This is a genomic window from Marmoricola sp. URHA0025 HA25 (genome assembly GCF_054059435.1).
Genome location: NZ_JBSSCD010000001.1, coordinates 1,100,648 through 1,118,727, shown reverse-complemented (window position 1 = coordinate 1,118,727; position 18,080 = coordinate 1,100,648). Strand labels below are relative to the sequence as shown.

At 72.1% G+C, this 18,080-nt stretch carries 15 protein-coding genes and 1 riboswitch; of the genes, 6 read left to right on the top strand and 9 right to left on the bottom strand.

Features of this window, described 5'->3' with window-relative positions:
• Positions 1 to 2 precede the first annotated feature (2 nt).
• Positions 3 to 2,222, bottom strand: a complete 2,220-nt coding sequence (locus tag ACVW00_RS05395; RefSeq protein WP_457109878.1) for an NADP-dependent isocitrate dehydrogenase — start codon at positions 2,220 to 2,222, stop codon at positions 3 to 5.
• 100 nt (positions 2,223 to 2,322) lie between these two features.
• Between ACVW00_RS05395 and aqpZ the strand changes: the two genes are divergently transcribed.
• Positions 2,323 to 3,057, top strand: a complete 735-nt coding sequence (gene aqpZ, locus ACVW00_RS05390) for an aquaporin Z (RefSeq protein ID WP_457109877.1) — start codon at positions 2,323 to 2,325, stop codon at positions 3,055 to 3,057.
• 117 nt (positions 3,058 to 3,174) lie between these two features.
• Here aqpZ and katG read toward each other — a convergent pair whose 3' ends face one another.
• Together katG and ACVW00_RS05380 are read right to left on the bottom strand one after the other, a co-directional pair.
• Positions 3,175 to 5,379, bottom strand: a complete 2,205-nt coding sequence (gene katG, locus ACVW00_RS05385) for a catalase/peroxidase HPI (RefSeq protein WP_457109876.1) — start codon at positions 5,377 to 5,379, stop codon at positions 3,175 to 3,177.
• A gap of 39 nt (positions 5,380 to 5,418) precedes the next feature.
• The gene (locus ACVW00_RS05380) at positions 5,419 to 5,847 is read right to left on the bottom strand and encodes a Fur family transcriptional regulator (RefSeq protein ID WP_457109875.1); all 429 of its coding nucleotides are present in this window, start codon (positions 5,845 to 5,847) and stop codon (positions 5,419 to 5,421) included.
• Between the two features lie 138 nt (positions 5,848 to 5,985).
• On the opposite strand from ACVW00_RS05380, the gene ACVW00_RS05375 reads away from it, so the two are divergent.
• Entirely contained in the window at positions 5,986 to 6,972 is a 987-nt protein-coding gene (locus ACVW00_RS05375; protein WP_457109874.1) for a malate dehydrogenase, read from the top strand.
• 21 nt (positions 6,973 to 6,993) lie between these two features.
• On the opposite strand, the gene ACVW00_RS05370 is transcribed toward ACVW00_RS05375, so the two are convergent.
• The 6 genes from ACVW00_RS05370 to ACVW00_RS05345 all read right to left on the bottom strand — a co-directional run bounded on the left by ACVW00_RS05370 (position 6,994) and on the right by ACVW00_RS05345 (position 12,711).
• Positions 6,994 to 7,896: a Gfo/Idh/MocA family protein gene (locus ACVW00_RS05370; protein WP_457109873.1), complete on the bottom strand. Its 903-nt coding sequence runs from the start codon at positions 7,894 to 7,896 to the stop codon at positions 6,994 to 6,996.
• A gap of 1 nt (position 7,897) precedes the next feature.
• Positions 7,898 to 8,194: a DUF3017 domain-containing protein gene (locus tag ACVW00_RS05365; protein ID WP_457109872.1), complete on the bottom strand. Its 297-nt coding sequence runs from the start codon at positions 8,192 to 8,194 to the stop codon at positions 7,898 to 7,900.
• A complete protein-coding gene (locus ACVW00_RS05360) occupies positions 8,191 to 9,039 on the bottom strand; it encodes a bifunctional methylenetetrahydrofolate dehydrogenase/methenyltetrahydrofolate cyclohydrolase (RefSeq protein ID WP_457109871.1) in 849 nt (282 codons plus the stop codon). Before ACVW00_RS05360 ends, ACVW00_RS05365 begins: the two co-directional genes overlap by 4 nt.
• 14 nt (positions 9,040 to 9,053) lie before the next feature.
• Positions 9,054 to 10,631, bottom strand: coding sequence for a bifunctional phosphoribosylaminoimidazolecarboxamide formyltransferase/IMP cyclohydrolase (gene purH / locus ACVW00_RS05355; protein ID WP_457109870.1), 1,578 nt, complete (start codon positions 10,629 to 10,631; stop codon positions 9,054 to 9,056).
• A gap of 30 nt (positions 10,632 to 10,661) precedes the next feature.
• Positions 10,662 to 10,750: riboswitch (ZMP/ZTP riboswitch) on the bottom strand.
• Position 10,751: 1 nt separating this feature from the next.
• Positions 10,752 to 11,390: a phosphoribosylglycinamide formyltransferase gene (gene purN, locus ACVW00_RS05350; RefSeq protein ID WP_457109869.1), complete on the bottom strand. Its 639-nt coding sequence runs from the start codon at positions 11,388 to 11,390 to the stop codon at positions 10,752 to 10,754.
• Positions 11,391 to 11,400: 10 nt separating this feature from the next.
• Positions 11,401 to 12,711 (bottom strand): cell division protein PerM, encoded by a 1,311-nt coding sequence (locus ACVW00_RS05345; protein ID WP_457109868.1) that lies wholly within the window; start codon positions 12,709 to 12,711, stop codon positions 11,401 to 11,403.
• A 159-nt stretch (positions 12,712 to 12,870) separates the two neighbouring features.
• On the opposite strand from ACVW00_RS05345, the gene ACVW00_RS05340 reads away from it, so the two are divergent.
• From ACVW00_RS05340 to ACVW00_RS05325, 4 genes are read left to right on the top strand one after another with little or no spacing between them, the layout of a single operon-like run.
• The gene (locus ACVW00_RS05340; RefSeq protein WP_457109867.1) at positions 12,871 to 14,652 is read left to right on the top strand and encodes a sigma factor-like helix-turn-helix DNA-binding protein; all 1,782 of its coding nucleotides are present in this window, start codon (positions 12,871 to 12,873) and stop codon (positions 14,650 to 14,652) included.
• Positions 14,649 to 15,911: a kynureninase gene (gene kynU / locus ACVW00_RS05335; RefSeq protein WP_457109866.1), complete on the top strand. Its 1,263-nt coding sequence runs from the start codon at positions 14,649 to 14,651 to the stop codon at positions 15,909 to 15,911. Before ACVW00_RS05340 ends, kynU begins: the two co-directional genes overlap by 4 nt.
• A 38-nt stretch (positions 15,912 to 15,949) precedes the next feature.
• Complete coding sequence (locus ACVW00_RS05330; protein ID WP_457109865.1) at positions 15,950 to 16,447, top strand: DUF2834 domain-containing protein; 498 nt, start codon at positions 15,950 to 15,952, stop codon at positions 16,445 to 16,447.
• A gap of 35 nt (positions 16,448 to 16,482) precedes the next feature.
• Positions 16,483 to 17,898, top strand: a complete 1,416-nt coding sequence (locus ACVW00_RS05325) for an MFS transporter (protein ID WP_457109864.1) — start codon at positions 16,483 to 16,485, stop codon at positions 17,896 to 17,898.
• The last annotated feature ends 182 nt before the right edge of the window (positions 17,899 to 18,080 follow it).

The following is an 18,080-nucleotide window of genomic DNA, read 5'->3' as shown; positions in this document are numbered from 1 at the left end:
GGTCAGAGGCTGGCCAGCGCCTCGTTGAGGGTCTTCGACGGGCGCATCACGGCGTCGACGAGCTTCTCGTCGGGGCGGTAGTAGCCGCCGATGTCGGCCGGGGACCCCTGCACGGCGAGCAGCTCGTCGGCGATCGTCTGCTCGTTCTCCCGCAGCGTCTTCGCCAGTCCGGAGAACGCCTCGGCGAGCTCGGTGTCCTCGGTCTGCGCGGCCAGCTCCTCGGCCCAGTAGAGCGCGAGGTAGAAGTGGCTGCCGCGGTTGTCGGTGGTGCCCAGCCGGCGCCCCGGTGAGCGGTCCTCCTCGAGGAACGTGCCGGTCGCCCGGTCCAGGGTGTCGGCGAGCACCTGCGCACGCGTGTTGCCGGTCGCCTGGGCGAAGTGCTCGAAGCTGGCGGCCAGGGCGAAGAACTCACCGAGGCTGTCCCAGCGCAGGTAGTTCTCCTTGACCAGCTGCTGGACGTGCTTGGGCGCCGAGCCGCCAGCGCCGGTCTCGAACAGGCCACCCCCGGCGATCAGCGGGACGACCGAGAGCATCTTGGCCGACGTGCCGAGCTCGAGGATCGGGAACAGGTCGGTGTTGTAGTCACGCAGCACGTTGCCGGTCACCGAGATGGTGTCCTCACCGCGCCGCAGCCGCTCCAGGGAGTACGCCGTGGCCAGCTCCGGGCTCAGGATCTTGATGTCCAGCCCTTCTGTGTCGTGGTCGGAGAGGTAGGCAGTGACCTTCGCGATCAGGGTCCGGTCGTGCGCGCGGCTCTCGTCGAGCCAGAAGACCGCCGGGGCACCGGTTGCACGTGCACGCGTCACCGCGAGCTTGACCCAGTCGCGGATCGGCACGTCCTTGGTCTGGCACGCGCGCCAGATGTCCCCGGCCTCGACGTCGTGCTCGAGGAGGGCGTCACCTGCGGCGTTCACGACCCGGACGGTGCCGGCGGTGCGGATCTCGAAGGTCTTGTCGTGCGAGCCGTACTCCTCGGCCGCCTGGGCCATCAGGCCCACGTTGGGCACCGAGCCCATCGTGGTCGGGTCGAAGGCGCCGTTGGCCCGGCAGTCGTCGAGCACCGTCTGGTAGACACCGGCGTAGCTGGAGTCGGGGATGACAGCGAGCGTGTCGTGCTCCTGGCCGTCGGCGCCCCACATGTGGCCCGAGGTGCGGATCATCGCCGGCATGCTCGCGTCGACGATCACGTCGCTGGGCACGTGCAGGTTGGTGATGCCGCGGTCGGAGTCGACCATCGCGAGGTCGGGCCCGTCGGCGATCGCCTGCTCGAACGCCGCCCTGATCTCAGCGCCGTCGTCGAGCCGGTCGAGGCCGGCGAGGATCCCGCCGAGCCCGTCGTTGGGGCTCAGGCCGGCGGCAGCCAGCCGGTCGCCGTACTTGGCGAACACGTCGTCGAAGAACGCGGTGACGACGTGGCCGAAGATGATCGGGTCGGAGACCTTCATCATCGTCGCCTTGAGGTGCACCGAGAACAGCACGCCCTCGGCCCTGGCCCGGGCGATGGCGTTGCGCAGGAAGGCGTGCAGGTGAGCCACCTGCATGACGGTCGCGTCGACCACCTCGCCGGCCTGGACGGGCAGCGACTCCTTGAGCACCGTCACGGTGCCGTCAGCGGCCTCCAGCTCGATCCGCAGGGTGTCCTCGGACTCGAGCACCACCGACTTCTCGTTGGCGCGGAAGTCGTGCTGGCCCATGGTGGCGACGTTGGTCTTCGAGTCGGCGGTCCAGGCACCCATCGAGTGCGGGTGCTTGCGGGCGTAGTTCTTCACCGCCGCCGGGGCGCGACGGTCGGAGTTGCCCTGCCGCAGCACCGGGTTGACCGCGCTGCCCTTGACCCGGTCGTAGCGTGCGCGGGCCTCGCGCTCCTCGTCGGTCTGCGGGTCGTCCGGGTAGTCCGGCAGCGCGTAGCCCTGGCCCTGCAGCTCGGCGATCGCGACCTTCAGCTGCGGCATCGACGCGCTCACGTTGGGCAGCTTGATGATGTTCGCCTCGGGCTCGAGCGCCCACTGGCCGAGCTCGGCGAGCGCGTCCGGGATGCGCTGCTCCTCGGTGAGGCGCTCGGGGAAGCTCGAGATGATCCGGCCGGCCAGCGAGATGTCGCGGGTCTCGACGGCGACGCCGGCCTTGGCGGCGTACGCGGCGACGATCGGCAGGAACGAGTACGTCGCCAGCAGGGGCGCCTCGTCGGTGTGGGTGTAGACGATCTTCGGTTCAGTGCTCACGTTCGTGACTCTATCGGTCGGCGTGTCGCCCCGATTCGGCCGGTTCGGTGCCCCAGCATCGAAAGGCTAGGTCCCATTCCGACTCCCCCGGGAGGTCGTCATGTCCGAAGCAGATGCCATTCCGACACCGGTGGTCGACCCCGGCACACCGGTGCCCCCGACCGGCAACTCACGGCTGGGGGCGGAGGCCCTCGGCACGTTCTGGCTGGTCCTCGGTGGTTGCGGCACCGCCATCTACGGCGGCGACCACGTCGCGATCGCCCTCGCGTTCGGTCTCACGGTGCTGACCGGCGCCTACTCGCTGGGCCACATCTCCGGAGCGCACTTCAACCCGGCGGTGACGATCGGCCTCGCGACCGCCCGGAGGTTCGACTGGAAGGACGTCCCCGGCTACGTGATCGCCCAGGTCGTCGGCGCGACGGTGGCCGGCGCCCTGCTGCTGCTGATGGCCGAAGGCGTCGACGGGTTCACGGCCAGCGGCCACATGGCCACCAACGGGTACGGCGACCACTCGCCGGCGCACTTCGCCCTGTGGTCGGTGATCATCGCGGAGATCGTGTTCACCGCGATGTTCCTCTACGTGATCCTCGGTGCGACCTCGCGGCGGGCCACCCCGGCCGTCGCCGGCGTGACCATCGGCCTGTGCCTGACCCTCATCCACCTGGTGTCGATCCCGATCGACGGTACGTCGGTCAACCCGGCCCGGTCCCTCGGGGTCGCCTGGTTCGGCGGAGGCGACGCCCTCGCCCAGGTCTGGGTCTTCCTGCTCGCCCCGCTCCTCGGCGCGGCGATCGCCGGCATGACCCACGCGATGATTGTCGGCGAGACCGACTGACCCCCCCAAATTCCGCCGAGGCGGCGGAGATGAAAGCCTGAAAGACGCCGAGGCGGCGCAGATGAAAGAGAATTCCTTTCATCTGCGCCGCCTCGGCGGTCTCGTGGGTGAGTCCGCTCAGCGCAGGTCGTACCGGTCGAGCTCCATCACCTTCGTCCAGGCGGCCACGAAGTCGCGGACGAACTTCTCGCCGGCGTCGTCGCTGGCGTAGACCTCCGCGAGCGCACGCAGCTGGGAGTTCGACCCGAAGACCAGGTCGACCGCCGTGGCGGTCCGGGTGACCTCGCCGGTGGCGCGGTCGCGACCGTCGTACACGTTCTCGCTGCCCTCGGACGCCTTCCACTCCGTGCCCATGTCGAGCAGGGTCACGAAGAAGTCGTTGCTCAGCACGCCGGGCCGGTCGGTGAAGACACCGTGCGTGGAGCCGCCGTGGTTGGTGGCCAGCACGCGCATGCCGCCGACGAGCACGGTGAGCTCCGGAGCGGTGAGCGAGAGCAGGTTCGCACGGTCCAGCAGCAGCATCTCCGGCGGCAGCTTCTCGCCGGCGCGGAGGTAGTTGCGGAACCCGTCGGCCCGCGGCTCGAGGACCGCGAACGAGTCCACGTCGGTCTGCTCCTGGGTCGCGTCGGTGCGGCCCGGCGTGAACGGCACGGTGACCTCGACGCCCGCCTCTCGCGCTGCCTGCTCGACCGCCGCAGAGCCACCGAGCACGATCAGGTCTGCCAGCGAGACCCGCTTGCCGCCGGTCTGGGAGCCGTTGAAGTCCTGCTGGACCGTCTCGAGCGTCGCCAGGGCCCCGGCGAGCTCGTCGGGCTCGTTGACCTCCCAGCTCCGCTGCGGCTCGAGGCGGAGCCGGCCCCCGTTCGCGCCGCCGCGCTTGTCGGTGTCGCGGTGGCTCGCGGCCGCGGCCCAGGCCGTGGCGACGAGCCGTGAGACCGACAGCCCGGAGGCGAGCAGCTGCGCCTTGAGCGCCGCGACGTCCTCGTCGTCGATCAGCTCGTGGTCGGCCGCCGGCACGGGGTCCTGCCACAGCTGCGGCTCGGGCACCCACGGGCCGAGGTAGCGGGACACCGGGCCCATGTCGCGGTGCAGGAGCTTGTACCAGGCCTTGGCGAAGGCCCCGGCGAACTCCTCGGGGTGCTCCAGGAAGCGCCGCGAGATCTTCTCGTACGCCGGGTCGACGCGCAGCGCGAGGTCCGTGGTGAGCATCGTCGGCTTCCGGGCGGGTCCACCGAACGCGTCGGGCACGGTCGCCTCGGCATCCTTGGCCACCCACTGGTGCGCACCCGCGGGGCTCTCGGTGAGCTCGTACTCGTAGCGGAAGAGGTTCTCGAAGAACCCGTTGCCCCACTGCGTCGGGGTGTTGGTCCAGGTCACCTCGAGCCCGCTGGTGATCGCGTCGGCGCCCTTGCCCGAGCCGTGGCTGCTCTTCCAGCCGAGGCCCTGGTCCTCGACCGGCGCCGCCTCGGGCTCAGGCCCGACGAGGTCGGCGTTGCCGGCCCCATGCGTCTTGCCGAACGAGTGCCCTCCTGCGATCAGGGCGATCGTCTCCTCGTCGTTCATCGCCATCCGGGCGAAGGTCTCGCGGATGTCCCGCGCCGCCGCCAGCGGGTCGGGGTTGCCGTTCGGACCCTCGGGGTTGACGTAGATCAGGCCCATCTGGACCGCACCGAGCGGACCGGCGAGCTCACGGTCGCCGCTGTAGCGCTCGTCGCCGAGCCAGGTGTCCTCGGGACCCCAGAAGACCTCCTCGGGCTCCCAGATGTCCTCACGCCCGAAGCCGAACCCGAACGTCTTGAAGCCCATCGACTCCAGGGCGACGTTGCCGGCGAGCACCAGGAGGTCGGCCCACGAGATCTTGTTGCCGTACTTCTTCTTCACCGGCCACAGCAGACGGCGGGCCTTGTCCAGGTTCGCGTTGTCGGGCCAGCTGTTCAGCGGCGCGAACCGCTGGCTCCCGTCGCCCGCGCCGCCGCGACCGTCGGCGATCCGGTAGGTGCCGGCGGCGTGCCAGCTCAGCCGGATCATCAGGCCGCCGTAGTGACCGAAGTCGGCCGGCCACCAGTCCTGCGAGGTCGTCAGCACCTCGACCACGTCCTGCTTGAGAGCCTCGACGTCGAGGCTCGCGAACGCCTCGGCGTAGTCGAAGTCCTCGTCCAGCGGGCTCGCCGCGGGCGAGTGCTGGTGCAGCACCGACAGGTCGAGCTGGTTGGGCCACCAGTCGCGGTTGGACCGCGGTCGGTGTGCGTGCGCCTCGGGCGAGTCGATCGCCGGGTTCTCGCTCTCGCTGCCCTGCTCGGTGACGCCGTGGGTGTCAGTCATGTGCAACCTTTCGGGAGATGGCCTGCGGGAAGGTGCCGGTCAGGCGGGTCGTGAGGTGGAGCAGGCGGGGCACAGGCCCCAGTAGGTGACCTCGGCCTCGTCGATGACGAAGCCGTGGGTGTCCGAGGCGGTCAGGCAAGGGCGCGCGCCGACGGCGCAGTCGACGTCGGCGATGGTGCCGCAGCCCCGGCAGACCACGTGGTGGTGGTTGTCGTCGACCCGCACCTCGAACCGCGCCGGCGACCCGGCCGGCTCGATCCGGCGCGCCAGGCCCGCGTCGGTGAGGGCTCTGAGTACGTCGTACACGGCCTGCGTGGAGACCGAGCCGAGCTCGGCTCGCGCGGCGTCGGCGAGGGTGTCGGTGTCCGCGTGCGGGTGCTCCTGGAGCGCCCGGAGCACGGCGATGCGGGGACCGGTCGCACGCAGTCCGGCGTCGCGCAGGGCGGCGGTCGGGTCGGCGGTCGGCACCCGCCCACTCAAGCACCGTTTCTGGAATCGATCAAGACTGGGCGGCGCGATTTCCCGGGACCCGGGCTGGTCGCGGGCCGGCCGGAGGGGTGCGCTAATTTCGACCCGAGTCCCCCAGAACGCGGCGAGGAGCCCCACGTGAGCACTACTCCCCTCAAGGTTGCGGTGACCGGCGCAGCCGGTCAGATCGGCTACAGCCTGCTGTTCCGCCTCGCGAGCGGCTCGCTGCTCGGCGACCGGCCGATCGAGCTGCGGCTGCTCGAGATCGAGCCGGCACTGAAGGCCCTCGAGGGCGTCGTGATGGAGCTCGACGACTGCGCGTTCCCGACGCTCGCCGGCGTCGAGATCGGCGCCGACGCGACCAAGATCTTCGACGGCGTCAACCTCGCACTGCTCGTCGGCGCCCGCCCGCGCGGGCCCGGCATGGAGCGCGGCGACCTCCTGGAGGCGAACGGCGCGATCTTCACCGCGCAGGGCAAGGCGCTCAACGACGTCGCCGCCGACGACATCCGCATCGGCGTCACCGGCAACCCGGCGAACACCAACGCGCTGATCGCGATGAAGAACGCCCCCGACATCCCGGCCGAGCGGTTCTCCGCCCTCACCCGGCTCGACCACAACCGCGCCATCTCGCAGCTGGCGGCGAAGACCGGCGCGGCGGTGACCGAGATCAGGAAGATGACCATCTGGGGCAACCACTCCGCCACCCAGTACCCGGACGTCTTCCACGCCGAGGTCGGTGGCCGCAACGCCGCCGAGGTCGTCGGCGACCAGGACTGGATCGAGAACACCTTCATCCCGACCGTCGCCAAGCGCGGCGCGGCGATCATCGAGGCACGCGGTTCCTCGTCGGCCGCCTCCGCGGCGTCGGCGACGATCGACGCCGCCCGCGACTGGCTGACCGGCTCGGCCGACGACGACTGGCTCTCGATGGCGGTCGTCTCCGACGGCTCCTACGGGGTGCCCGAGGGCCTGATCTCGTCGTTCCCGGTCACCACCAAGGACGGCAACTGGGAGATCGTCCAGGGCCTGGAGATCGACGACTTCTCCCGCGGCCGGATCGACGCGTCCACCGCCGAGCTCGCCGAGGAGCGCGACGCGGTCAGCGAGCTCGGGCTGATCTGACCGTCGGCGAGACCCCTCCGGTCAGGAGCGGCGGCCGAGCACGTCCTCGCAGCGGCTGAGCACCTCGACCACGTCGCGGCCGAAGCGTACGTCGCAGCGGTGCCGGGTCTCCCCTGCGGCCGCATTGGCGAGCAGCTCGTCGAGCGCGGTCGCATAGGCCTGCTGGACGTCGCGCTCGGGCTCCGGCCGGGTGTGCCAGCCGTGCTCGTCGTAGACCTCGATCCCGACCCGCTCGCCGCCGGCGGGCATCGTCATGCTCAGCGACATCACGCTGGTCGCGCCGCTCTCGTGGGTCAGCACCAGGTGGGCGAGGTCGCCGTGGCCGCGCGAGCCGGTGATCGCCGTGACCGGTCCGAGCGCGGGAAGCAGCCCGGAGAGGGCATGCGGTCCGACGTCCCACAGCGCGCCTTCCTGCTGGCGCCACGGCGACGAGGCGAACGGGCTGCCCGCGGCCGCGTGGCCGGCGTACCACCACGCGGCGCCGCCGAGCAGGTCGTGGGAGGCGACGTCCTGGAGCCAGGTCTCCGCGACCGGCACGAAGCGGTAGGTGAAGAACACGACCGTGCTGATCCCGGCCCCGTCAGCCGCCTCGACCATCCGGTCCGCGGACGCGAGGTCGATCGCGATCGGCTTCTCCAGGAGCAGGTGCTTCCCGGCCTCGGCGGCACGGACGGCCAGCGGCGCCTGCACGTCCGGCGGCACCGCGAAGGTGAGCACGTCGACGGTGTCGAGCAGGGCATCGAAGTCGTCGTACGCGCGTGCACCGCGGGGGTCGGCCACCGCGGCCGCCTTCTCGAGGTCGCGGCCCCACACTCCGAGCAGGTCGACGCCCGGGTGCTCGGCCGCGCCGGACACGTGCACGACGTCGGCCCAGTAGCCGGTCCCGACCACACCCATCCGCAACCGGGGCGTCTCAGCGGTCATCTCAGGGCCCCGTCTGCTCGGGGATGCTCGCGCCCAGGGCGAGCAGCGCGACGCCCACCCCGGCGAGCACGGTGACGTCGAACCAGCGGCTGCGCACCCGCAGCATGCCGGCCTCGTCCTCCTTGGTCACCAGGCGCATCGCAGCCGCGAAGATCAGCGCGAACCCGAGCAGCGAGACACCCCGCCGCCACGGGCCGAAAGCGACCAGCGCCAGGCCGACGATCGTGACCAGCACGACGACGATGTAGATCAGGCCGCCGAACGTGGACGGGTAGCGACGACGCACGCGGTCGGTCACCCCGCGGCGCGCTGTTCGGCGATCGACACCACGTTCTCGAGCAGCATCGCCCGCGTCATCGGACCGACTCCACCGGGGTTCGGGGAGACCCAGCCGGCCACGTCGTGCACGTCCGCCGCGAGGTCGCCGGCGATCTTGCCGTCCACCCGCGAGACGCCGACGTCCAGCACCGCGGCGCCGGGCTTGACCATGTCGCCGGTGATGATGCCGGGCACGCCGGCCGCCGCGACCACGATGTCCGCGCTGCGCACGTGTGCCGCGAGGTCGCGGGTGCCGGTGTGGCAGAGCGTGACGGTGGCGTTCTCGCTGCGCCGCGTCAGCAGCAGCCCGAGCGGGCGGCCGACCGTGATCCCGCGACCGACGACGACCACCTCCGCACCGGCGATCGGTACGTCGTGACGCCGCAGCAGCTCGATGATCCCGACCGGCGTGCACGGGAGCGGGCCCGCCTGGCCGAGCACCAGCTTGCCGAGGTTGAACGGGTGCAGCCCGTCGACGTCCTTGTCGGGGTCGACCCGCGAGAGCAGGGCGAACTCGTCGAGACCGGTGGGCTGCTGGACGAGGAAGCCTGTGCACCCGGGGTCGGCGTTGAGCTCGTCGATGACCGCCTCGACCTCTGCCTGGGTCGCGGTGGCGGGGAGGTCGTGGCGCAGCGAGTGGATCCCGATCTCGGCGCAGTCCTTGTGCTTCGCGCCGACGTACCAGTGCGAGCCGGGGTCGTCGCCGACCAGGACGGTGCCCAGGCCGGGCGTGACGCCCTGCTCCCTCAGCTTGGCGACCCGTTCGGTCAGCTCGGCCTTGATCGTCCGGAGGGTGGCGGTTCCGTCGAGTGTCTGTGCGGTCACGGAGTCATCCTGCCTCAGTGGAAGAAGTGCCGGGTGCCGGTGAAGTACATGGTGACCCCGGCGGCCTTCGCCGCCTCGATGGTCAGCTCGTCGCGCACCGAGCCGCCCGGCTGCACGATCGCCTTCACGCCGGCGTCGATCAGCACCTGCGGGCCGTCCTCGAAGGGGAAGAACGCGTCGGAGGCGGCCACCGAGCCGCCCGCGCGGTCGCCGGCTCGCGCGACGGCGAGCTTGCAGGAGTCGACCCGGTTGACCTGGCCCATCCCGACGCCGACCGAGGCGCCGCCGGAGGCCAGCAGGATCGCGTTGGACTTGACGTAGCGGCAGGCACGCCACGCGAACGCGAGGTCGGCCAGCTGCTCGGGCGTCGCCGGCTGGCCGGTCGCGAGGGTCCAGCTCTGCGGGTCGTCGCCCTCGGCGTCCACGTGGTCGACGCGCTGCATCAGCATGCCGCCGCTGATGCCGCGGAACTCGACGGGGTCCGGGTGCTCGTCGGGCGCGCACACGAGGATCCGGATGTTCTTGCCTCCGCGCGGGAGGGACTGCAGCACCTCGACGGCGCCGTCGTCGTACGCCGGGGCCACGATCGCCTCGGTGAACGTCTCCCGCATCGCCTCGGCCATCTCCACCGACACCGGGCGGTTGACGGCGATCACGCCGCCGAACGCCGAGGTCGGGTCGCACTCGTTGGCCTTGACGTAGGCCTCGGCCACGTCCACTCCGACCGCGATCCCGCAGGGGTTGGCGTGCTTGATGATCGCCACCGCCGGCTCCGCGAAGCCGTTGGCGGCCTTCCATGCGGCGTCGGTGTCGACGTAGTTGTTGTAGGACATCTCCTTGCCGTGCAGCTGCTCGGCGGCGGCCAGGCCACCGCGCCAGTGACGGTAGAGGGCGGCCGGCTGGTGCGGGTTCTCGCCGTAGCGGAGCACGGCGGCCTTCTCCCAGGTGGCGCCGGTCCAGGCGGGGAACCCGGTGCCCTCGGAGGTGTCGGCCAGGACACTGCTCATCCACGAGGCCACGGCGACGTCGTAGGACGCCGTGTGCTGGAACGCCTCGGCGGCCAGCCGCTTGCGCTCCTCCAGCGTGAAGCCACCGGCGGCCACGGCGGCGAGCACGTCGGCGTACCGGTCGGGCGAGGTGACGATGGCCACCGACGGGTGGTTCTTCGCGGCGGCCCGGACCATCGACGGGCCGCCGATGTCGATCTGCTCCACGCACTCGTCGGCCGACGCCCCGGACAGCACGGTCTGCGTGAACGGGTAGAGGTTGGAGACGACCAGGTCGAACGGCTCGACGCCGAGGTCGGCGAGCTGTGCGACGTGGCTGTCCAGCCGGCGGTCGGCGAGGATCCCGGCGTGCACCTTCGGGTGCAGGGTCTTGACCCTCCCGTCCAGGCACTCCGGGAACCCGGTGAGGTCCTCGACGCGGGTCACGGCAATGCCCAGCCCGTCGATGAGGGCGGCCGAGCCGCCGGTCGAGACGAGCTCGACGCCGGCCTCGTGCAGGCCGCGGACGAGGTCCTCGAGACCGGACTTGTCGTAGACGGAGACCAGGGCGCGCCTGACTGGGATCTGGTTCAGCTGGTTGCTCATCGGTGCCACTCCTCATCGGTTCGATCACGATGAGGGCACCCAGGCGTTCGATGCACTCGCCACCCGTCTCCGGGCCACTCCCCGGTGGTTGCCCACCTGCGCCAGTTGTGTGCCCTCATCCTAGGTCGTGCGGACGCCGTGGCCGAACCGGACCCTCCGGCCGTCGACGGTGACTCCCTCGCGCGCCATCCTGCCGATGCTCTCGACGAGCATCTGCCGCTCGGCGACCTTGATCCGCTCGTGCAGCGACTCGACGTCGTCGTCGTCCTCGACCGGTACGACGGCCTGGGCGACGATCGGACCGGTGTCCACGCCCTCGTCGACGACGAACAGCGTGGCCCCGGTGACCTTGACCCCGTAGTCCAGCGCATCGGCGGCCCCGTGCATCCCCGGGAACGACGGCAGCAGCGCCGGGTGAGTGTTGAGGTAGCGGTGGTGGAAGCGCTCGAGGAAGGCCGTGCCGGCCAGCTTCATGAAGCCCGCGGAGACGACGAGGTCCGGCTCGAAGGCTGCGACGGTGTCGGCCATCGCGAGGTCCCAGTGCTCGCGGGAGGTGAACTGCCCGACCTTGCGCACGAAGGTGGGGATCCCGGCGCGCTCGGCCCGGGCGAGGCCCTCGATGCCGTCGCGGTCGGCGCCCACGGCGACCACCCGCGCCCCGTACGCCGGGTCGGCGCACGCGTCGAGCAGGGCCTGCAGGTTCGTCCCGGCTCCGGAGACGAGCACGACCAGGCGTGCGGGATCTGCGGCGGCGGGCATGGCCGACAGGCTACAGATGGACCTCGATGGTCGCTTCGGTGTCCTGCGGGCCGGTGGCCGGGCCCTCGATCGGGGCGGTGACCACCTCCTCGCCGCGGTGTCGTCGCCACCAGTTGCGACCGAAGGCGCCGAGCATGCCGCCGACACTCATCAGCCCGGTGGCGAAGACCAGCACCTCGGCGACCGGGGCGCCGATGTCGGCCATCCGGCCGGTGCCGAGCGGGCCGCCGGAGAGGGCGACCAGGGTCGTGACGAGGATGCCCGCGAGGAAGCCGGCCGCGGCGCCGCGCAGGGCGGCCAGGTCGTGCGGCATCGCTCCGCCACGGGTGACGGCCGCGCCGGCCCCGAGCGCGGCGGCGAGGACGGGGATCGCGAGGAGCAGCACCAGCCACCCGGGCGTCGGACCCTCGCCGGGCAGCGCGGCGAGCACGGGATACGCCGGCACCACCCCGAGCGAGACCGCGGTCGGGGAGACCGTCGTACCGGTGCCGAAGGCGAACCCGGGACCGACCAGGTAGGAGGTGCCGAAGAGCACGGCGTTGGGCGCGAAGAGCGCCATCACGACCGTGTAGCTGAGCGCCTCGCCCGCATCCAGGTGCAGCCGGGAGAGGACGGTGGCGGCCTCGTTGAACGACAGCAGCAGCGAGCCACCGACCAGCAGGGCGCTGGCCGCGACCAGCCACAGGGCGCCGGCGAGCGCGCCCGTGAGAACGTCGGTCGTCCAGGCCGGGGCCAGCCCGATCGCCTCGGCGAGCCGGCCGCTGCCGACGGCGAGGCCGCACCCCCCGGCGAGAGCGGACACCGCGAGAGCGCCGAGCAGGGCACGCCCGAGCACCGGCGAGGCTCCGGACTGCGACGCCAGGACGCAGGTCACCACGGCGATCACGACGTACGCGCAGGTGAACGTGGCGACCGCCATCGAGAGGCTCTCGCGGTCGTCCGGCCGAGGTGTCGCGGGACGACCGGCCCAGCGACCGGCCCAGCGACCGGCCCAGCGACCGGCCCAGCGCCCGGCGCGGAAGGCAGTGAGCACGAGGATCATCGTGACCGCCAGCGGCGTGATCCCGAGCGGGACGCCGGAGAGCACCAGGCGGGAGCCGTGACCGGCGAGCCAGGCGTCGGCGCCGACGCGCAGGGCATCGGTGGTGTCGCCGTGCGAGCCGGCGTCGGCCAGGAACCAGCCGGTCAGCGCGACCGACATGCACACGACCAGGCCGATCAGGGCGGCCGCAGCCCCGGCGACGGCGGCACGCGTCACCAACGGCCTGCCGGGAGGCGGCTCTTCGGCGACGGTGGTGGCTCCCGCCGGGCGAGTGGTCATCGTCATGTCGCTCCCACCCCGGACGGGGCGAAGCTGTCGAGGGAGGTGGCCGGTCTCATCGCCCGTCCATCCTCACCCATGGCCCGGCGGCTTCGGGGGTGTGCCACGCGGGTGAGCGGCACTTCGTGCCCCACACACGTCGCGTAACCTCGACCTGTCATGCCCACTGCCGAGGAATTCGACGAGTTCTACGTCAACACCCGCCGACGACTCGTCCTCCAGACCTTCGCGGTGACCGGCGACCTCCCGGCCTCGCGCAGCGCCGTCCGCGACGCCTACGTGGCTGCCCGGCACCACTGGAGCAAGGTCGGGCGGATGGACGACCCGGAGCAGTGGGTCCGGCCGCGAGCGTGGACGATCGCGCAGCGTCGGCACACGGCCCGCCCGTGGCACAAGGAGAAGAGCCTCGCCGCCGAGCAGGCCGAGCTGCTCGAGGCGCTGCACAAGCTGCCCGACGCAGACCGCAAGACGCTGGTGCTGGCCCACCTCGCGGCGGCGCCCCTCAGTGAGATCGGCCGGGAGATCGGCGAGACGCAGGAGCGTGCCGAGCAGCACCTCCAGCAGGCGACGGCGGCAACCGCCCTGGCCCTCGACGGCGACTCGACGTCGATCCGGGGGCGGCTGGAGGCTCTCGGACCGCTCGCCGACAGCGTGCGGCTCCCCCGCCCGGCGACCATCCGCCGGAGCGGACTGCGCCGGCGTCGCAACCACGCGGTGCTCGGCGCCGCACTCGCGGTCCTGGTCACGATCGGTGCCGGCGCCCTCGTCCTGCCCCAGGGCACCAGCCGGGCAGCCCCCAAGCCGAGCGCACTGGTCAGCAAGAAGCTACTGCTCAGCCCCGAGCAGGTCGCGCCGCTGGCGCCGAAGCAGGCCTGGCAGGTGACCGCGACCACCAACAACACCGCGGCGCAGTGGAAGAACACCATGTGCCAGGCCGCACGCTTCGCCGACCCGAGGGGCCTCGGCACGTGGGTGCGCACGTTCGCCACCGCCACGCCTCAGCGGGGGCTCGTCCAGACCGTCGAGATCTCCAACTCGGCCGGCGCGGCCAAGAAGGCCTACGACACCACCCTGGGCTGGTACGCCGGCTGCACCGCTGCGCGGATCCAGCTCGTCGACGCGTACGCCGTGCACGGCGTCGGCGAGGAGGCGCAGGTGCTGCGGATGCGGATCCCCGACCAGCAGCCGCGGTCGTTCCTGGTCGGGATCGCCCGGACCGGGTCGCTGACGACCTCAGCGGTGCTCGAGACTCCCACGCCCGGGCCCGCCGACGCCGGGCTGATGGTGAACGCGTTGACCGCGTCGGTGCAGAACCTCTGCTCCTCGCGCGTGGCCGGCCAGTGCGTCGGCGCCGTGATCGCGGAGCCGAGCCTGCCGCCGCCCAGCGGTGAAGCGCCGGGCATGCTGGCGATCGCCGACCTTCCCGCGGTGGCCGACGTGATCCAGCCCTGGGGCGGCACCGACCCTGCTCCGGCCAAGGTGAACGTCGCGGCCACGACCTGTGACCAGGCCGACTTCGTGAAGTCCGGCGCGGCGAAGGCGGTGACCCGCACGTACCTGATCCCCGACGCCGGGCTGCCCGACCGCTTCGGCCTGAGCGAGACGCTCGGCCAGTTCCCCAACGAGGCGGCCGCGACCGCCTTCGTCAAGAGGATCGCCGACCGGATGGCGTCGTGCCCCAAGCGCGAGCTCGCCAGCAAGGTGGGCCACTCGGGGGTCCACCTGAAGGCGGCCGGCGGCGCGTCGTACGCGATGTGGCGCCTGGAGAACCAGGTCAACAAGCAGGAGGACGTGGTCCCGTTCTGGATGGGAGTCGTCCAGCTCGGGAGCTACGTGGCCCAGGTGAACCTCACCCCCGTCGGCAAGTACGACGTCGACCAGCAGACGTTCGAGGCGCTCGTCGTGCGCGCACGGGACCGGCTGCACGAGGTCGGTCCGTGACCAGCCGGACGGACGCCCAGCGGCTGGACGAGTCCTCGCCGCTGGCGCACACCCGGGCCAGGTTCACCGTCCCCGAGGGCGTGGTCTATCTCGACGGCAACTCGCTCGGCGCGCTGCCGACCACGGTGCCCACGCGCCTGGCCGAGGTCGTCGCCGAGGAGTGGGGCGACGGCCTGATCCGCTCGTGGAACGCCCTGCCCACGGGTGCCGGACGGTGGATGGAGCTCGCCGCGCGGGTCGCGGGCCGGATCGCCCCGCTGGTCGGAGCCGACGCCGCCGACCTGCACGTGGGCGACTCGACGAGTGTCTCCCTGTTCAAGACGATGGTGGCCGCGGCGCGTCTCCGGCCCGGGCGCCGGGCGATCGTCGTCGAGCCGTCCACGTTCCCCACCGACGGCTACGTCGCCGCCGGGGTGGCCGACCTGCTCGGGCTCGAGCTGCGCTGGTGCGACCCCGCCGACCCGCTCGCCGCGGTGGACGACGACGTGGCGCTGCTCAGCCTGACCCACGTCGACTTCCGCACCGGCGCGATGTTCGACCTGCGCGGGACCACGGCGGCCGCACAGGCGCGCGGTGTCCTGGTGCAGTGGGACCTGTGCCACTCGGCCGGTGCCGTGCCGGTCGACCTGGCTGCGGCGGACGCCGACCTGGCGGTCGGCTGCACCTACAAGTACCTCAACGGCGGACCCGGCTCCCCCGCCTTCACCTGGGTGAGCCCGCGGCTCCAGGACGAGGCCCAGCAGCCGATCACCGGCTGGATGGGCCACGCGGCGCCGTTCGCGATGAGCCGCGACTACGAGCCGGCACCGGGGATCGCCCGGTGGGCGTCCGGCACTCCCCCGGTGCTCGCCCTGTCCGCGCTCGACGCCGCGCTCGAGGCGTTCGACGGCGTCACGGTCGCCGAGCTGCGGCAGGTCTCGCTCTCGCTCACCGACCTGTTCCTCGGCCTGCTCGAGGAGCGCTGCGCCGGCCGCTGGCCGGAGATCGAGATCGTGACTCCTCGCGAGCACGACCGTCGCGGCAGCCAGGTGTCCTTCCGGCACCCGCACGCCTACGGAGTGGTCCAGGCGCTGATCGCGCGCGGGGTGATCGGCGACTACCGCGACGACGGCGCCGCACCCGGCATCGCGCGGTTCGGTCTCGCGCCGCTCTACGTGCGCCACGTGGACGTGTACGACGCCGTCGAGCACCTCGAGGCGGTGCTGGCCGGCGAGGAGCACGCCGACCCGGCGTACTCGACCCGCAACGCGGTCACCTGAGCCTTGCCCGAACGCGGCGAGCGGTCGAGGCTGACCCGATGCTTTCCCTCACCGTGCACGCGATCCTCGGCGTCGTGGTCGTCTGGCTCGTCCTTCGCTCCAACCCGGAGATCTTCCGCCGGCCCGCATCAGGGCCGCTGCTGTCGTCGCTGGAGATCGGCCTGTACGCCGTCGGCCTCGTCTCGATCGGGATCGGCTGGTACTTCAACGTCCGGTTCGTCACCGAGAACACCGACGGCTGGCTCACCAACCCGTTCGTGGGCGACGGCAGCTGGCAGCAGTACGTGGGGCTGCTCTTCGACAACCCGGCGGCCGGCTCCGCGTCCGGCGACTTCATCACCGCGAACGTCGTGCTGCTGCCGCTGATCTCGATCGTGGGCGGCCGTCGACTCGGCATCAACCGTCCCTGGCTGTTCTTCGTGGTCACCCTGTTCGCGAGCTTCTCCGCGGGCTGGGCGTTCTACGCGGCCACGGTCGAGCGCCAGCGGCGCCTTCGGGCAGAGCGCACGTCCCTGCCTGCCGGCGAGCACGCCTGACACATGCCAGGTAACTGGCCGGGTATGCGGGCGTGGTGGGCACCTCAGGACCGAGCACCACCCAACGCCGTACGCCGGCCGACCGGCCTGTCGCGCGTCGAGGGCTGCTGCTGGTCGTCATGTGCGTCGGCTACTTCCTGGTCCTGCTCGACGTGACCGTCGTCAACGTCGCGCTCCCGCGGATCGGGGAGGGCCTGGGGGCCGGCGTCGCGGGCCTGCAGTGGGTCGTCGACGGCTACGCGCTCGCGCTCGCCGTGCTGCTGCTCGCCGGCGGCACCGTCGGCGACGGCCTCGGGCACCGGCGCGTGGTGCTGAGCGGGATGGCCGTCTTCGGACTGGCGTCGGCCGCGTGCGTCGTCGCGCCGACCACGGGGGTGCTCATCGCGGCCCGGGTCGGCCAGGGCGTCGGCGCGGCGCTGCTGCTGCCCGGGACGCTCGCGATCATCAGCCGCGCCTACCCCCAGCGGTCCGAGCAGGCCCGGGCGATCGGGGTGTGGGCGGGGGTCGGGAGCGTGGCCCTGCCTGCCGGTCCGCTGCTCGGGGGTGTCCTGGTCGACGGCGCCGGGTGGCGGTGGGTGTTCCTCGTCAACGTGCCGGTCGTGCTCGTGGCCTTCATCGTCTCGGCCCGGTTGGTGCCTCGCGACCACGGCGCGCGGGACCGCCGGCTCGACGTCACCGGCACCGTCCTGGGCGCCGCCACCCTTGCGGCAGCCACGTTCGCGGTGATCGAGCTCGGTCGGACCGGCCCCGACCTGGGCGTCCTCGCGGCTGCCGCCGCCGCGCTTGCCGGTGGGGTCTGCTTCGTGCTGACCGAGCGCCGGGTCGGCCAGCCGATGCTCCCGCTCAGCCTGTTCGGCAACCGGCCGTTCTCTGTCGCGAACGCGGTCGCCGGGTCGATGAACCTGTGCACCCTGGGGCTGCTGTTCGTGCTGACGCTCTACCTCCAGCACGTCCAGGGGCGCAGCGCGCTCGACGCAGGAGTCGCCGTGCTGCCGCTCTTCCTGCCGCTCGTCGTGCTGCCCCCGCTGGTGGGCGCCGTGATCTCCGCCCGCGGTCCGCGGCTGCCGGCGGTCGTCGGCCTGGCCTTCTCCGCGGTCGGCGTCGGGTTGCTGACGACGTGGTCGACCGACACGTCGTACGCACGGATCGTGCCGGCACTGCTCTGCTGGGGCATCGGGATCGGGATCCTGACGCCCGCGGTCGTCGCAGCCGCGATCGGGGCGGTGACGCCGGACCGCTCCGGCCTCGCCTCGGGCGTCAACAACACCGCTCGTCAGGCCGGTGGCGCCATCGGCATCGCGGCGTACGGCGCCGTCGCCGGCACGCCCGCGAAGGCGGTGCCCTTCCTCCACGGCCTGCACGTCGCCGCGGCCGTCACCGTCGCGGTGTGGGCGCTCGCGGCGCTCGCCTCGGCCCGCTGGCTCCCCCACACGCCGAGGCGGCGCAGCTGAAAGACCCGGGTACGTCGAGACGGCGCAAATGAAAGACCCCGGTACGCCGAGACGGCGCAAATGAAAGACCCCGGTACGCCGAGACGGCGCAAATGAAGGGCCCGGGTACGCCGAGACGGCGCAAATGAAAGGTCTACGCTTTCATCTCCGCCGCCTCGGCGTGCTTCAGGCTTTCGGCTGCG

Bases quoted from the DNA above. Each gene is read 5' to 3' on its own strand.
- ACVW00_RS05345 (WP_457109868.1), bottom strand. From the start codon at position 12,711: ATGACCACTCGCCCGGCGGGAGCCACCACCGTCGCCGAAGAGCCGCCT.
- aqpZ (WP_457109877.1), top strand. From the start codon at position 2,323: ATGTCCGAAGCAGATGCCATTCCGACACCGGTGGTCGACCCCGGCACA.
- ACVW00_RS05330 (WP_457109865.1), top strand. From the start codon at position 15,950: ATGCTTTCCCTCACCGTGCACGCGATCCTCGGCGTCGTGGTCGTCTGG.
- katG (WP_457109876.1), bottom strand. From the start codon at position 5,379: ATGACTGACACCCACGGCGTCACCGAGCAGGGCAGCGAGAGCGAGAAC.
- ACVW00_RS05370 (WP_457109873.1), bottom strand. From the start codon at position 7,896: ATGACCGCTGAGACGCCCCGGTTGCGGATGGGTGTGGTCGGGACCGGC.
- purH (WP_457109870.1), bottom strand. From the start codon at position 10,631: ATGAGCAACCAGCTGAACCAGATCCCAGTCAGGCGCGCCCTGGTCTCC.
- purN (WP_457109869.1), bottom strand. From the start codon at position 11,390: ATGCCCGCCGCCGCAGATCCCGCACGCCTGGTCGTGCTCGTCTCCGGA.
- ACVW00_RS05340 (WP_457109867.1), top strand. From the start codon at position 12,871: ATGCCCACTGCCGAGGAATTCGACGAGTTCTACGTCAACACCCGCCGA.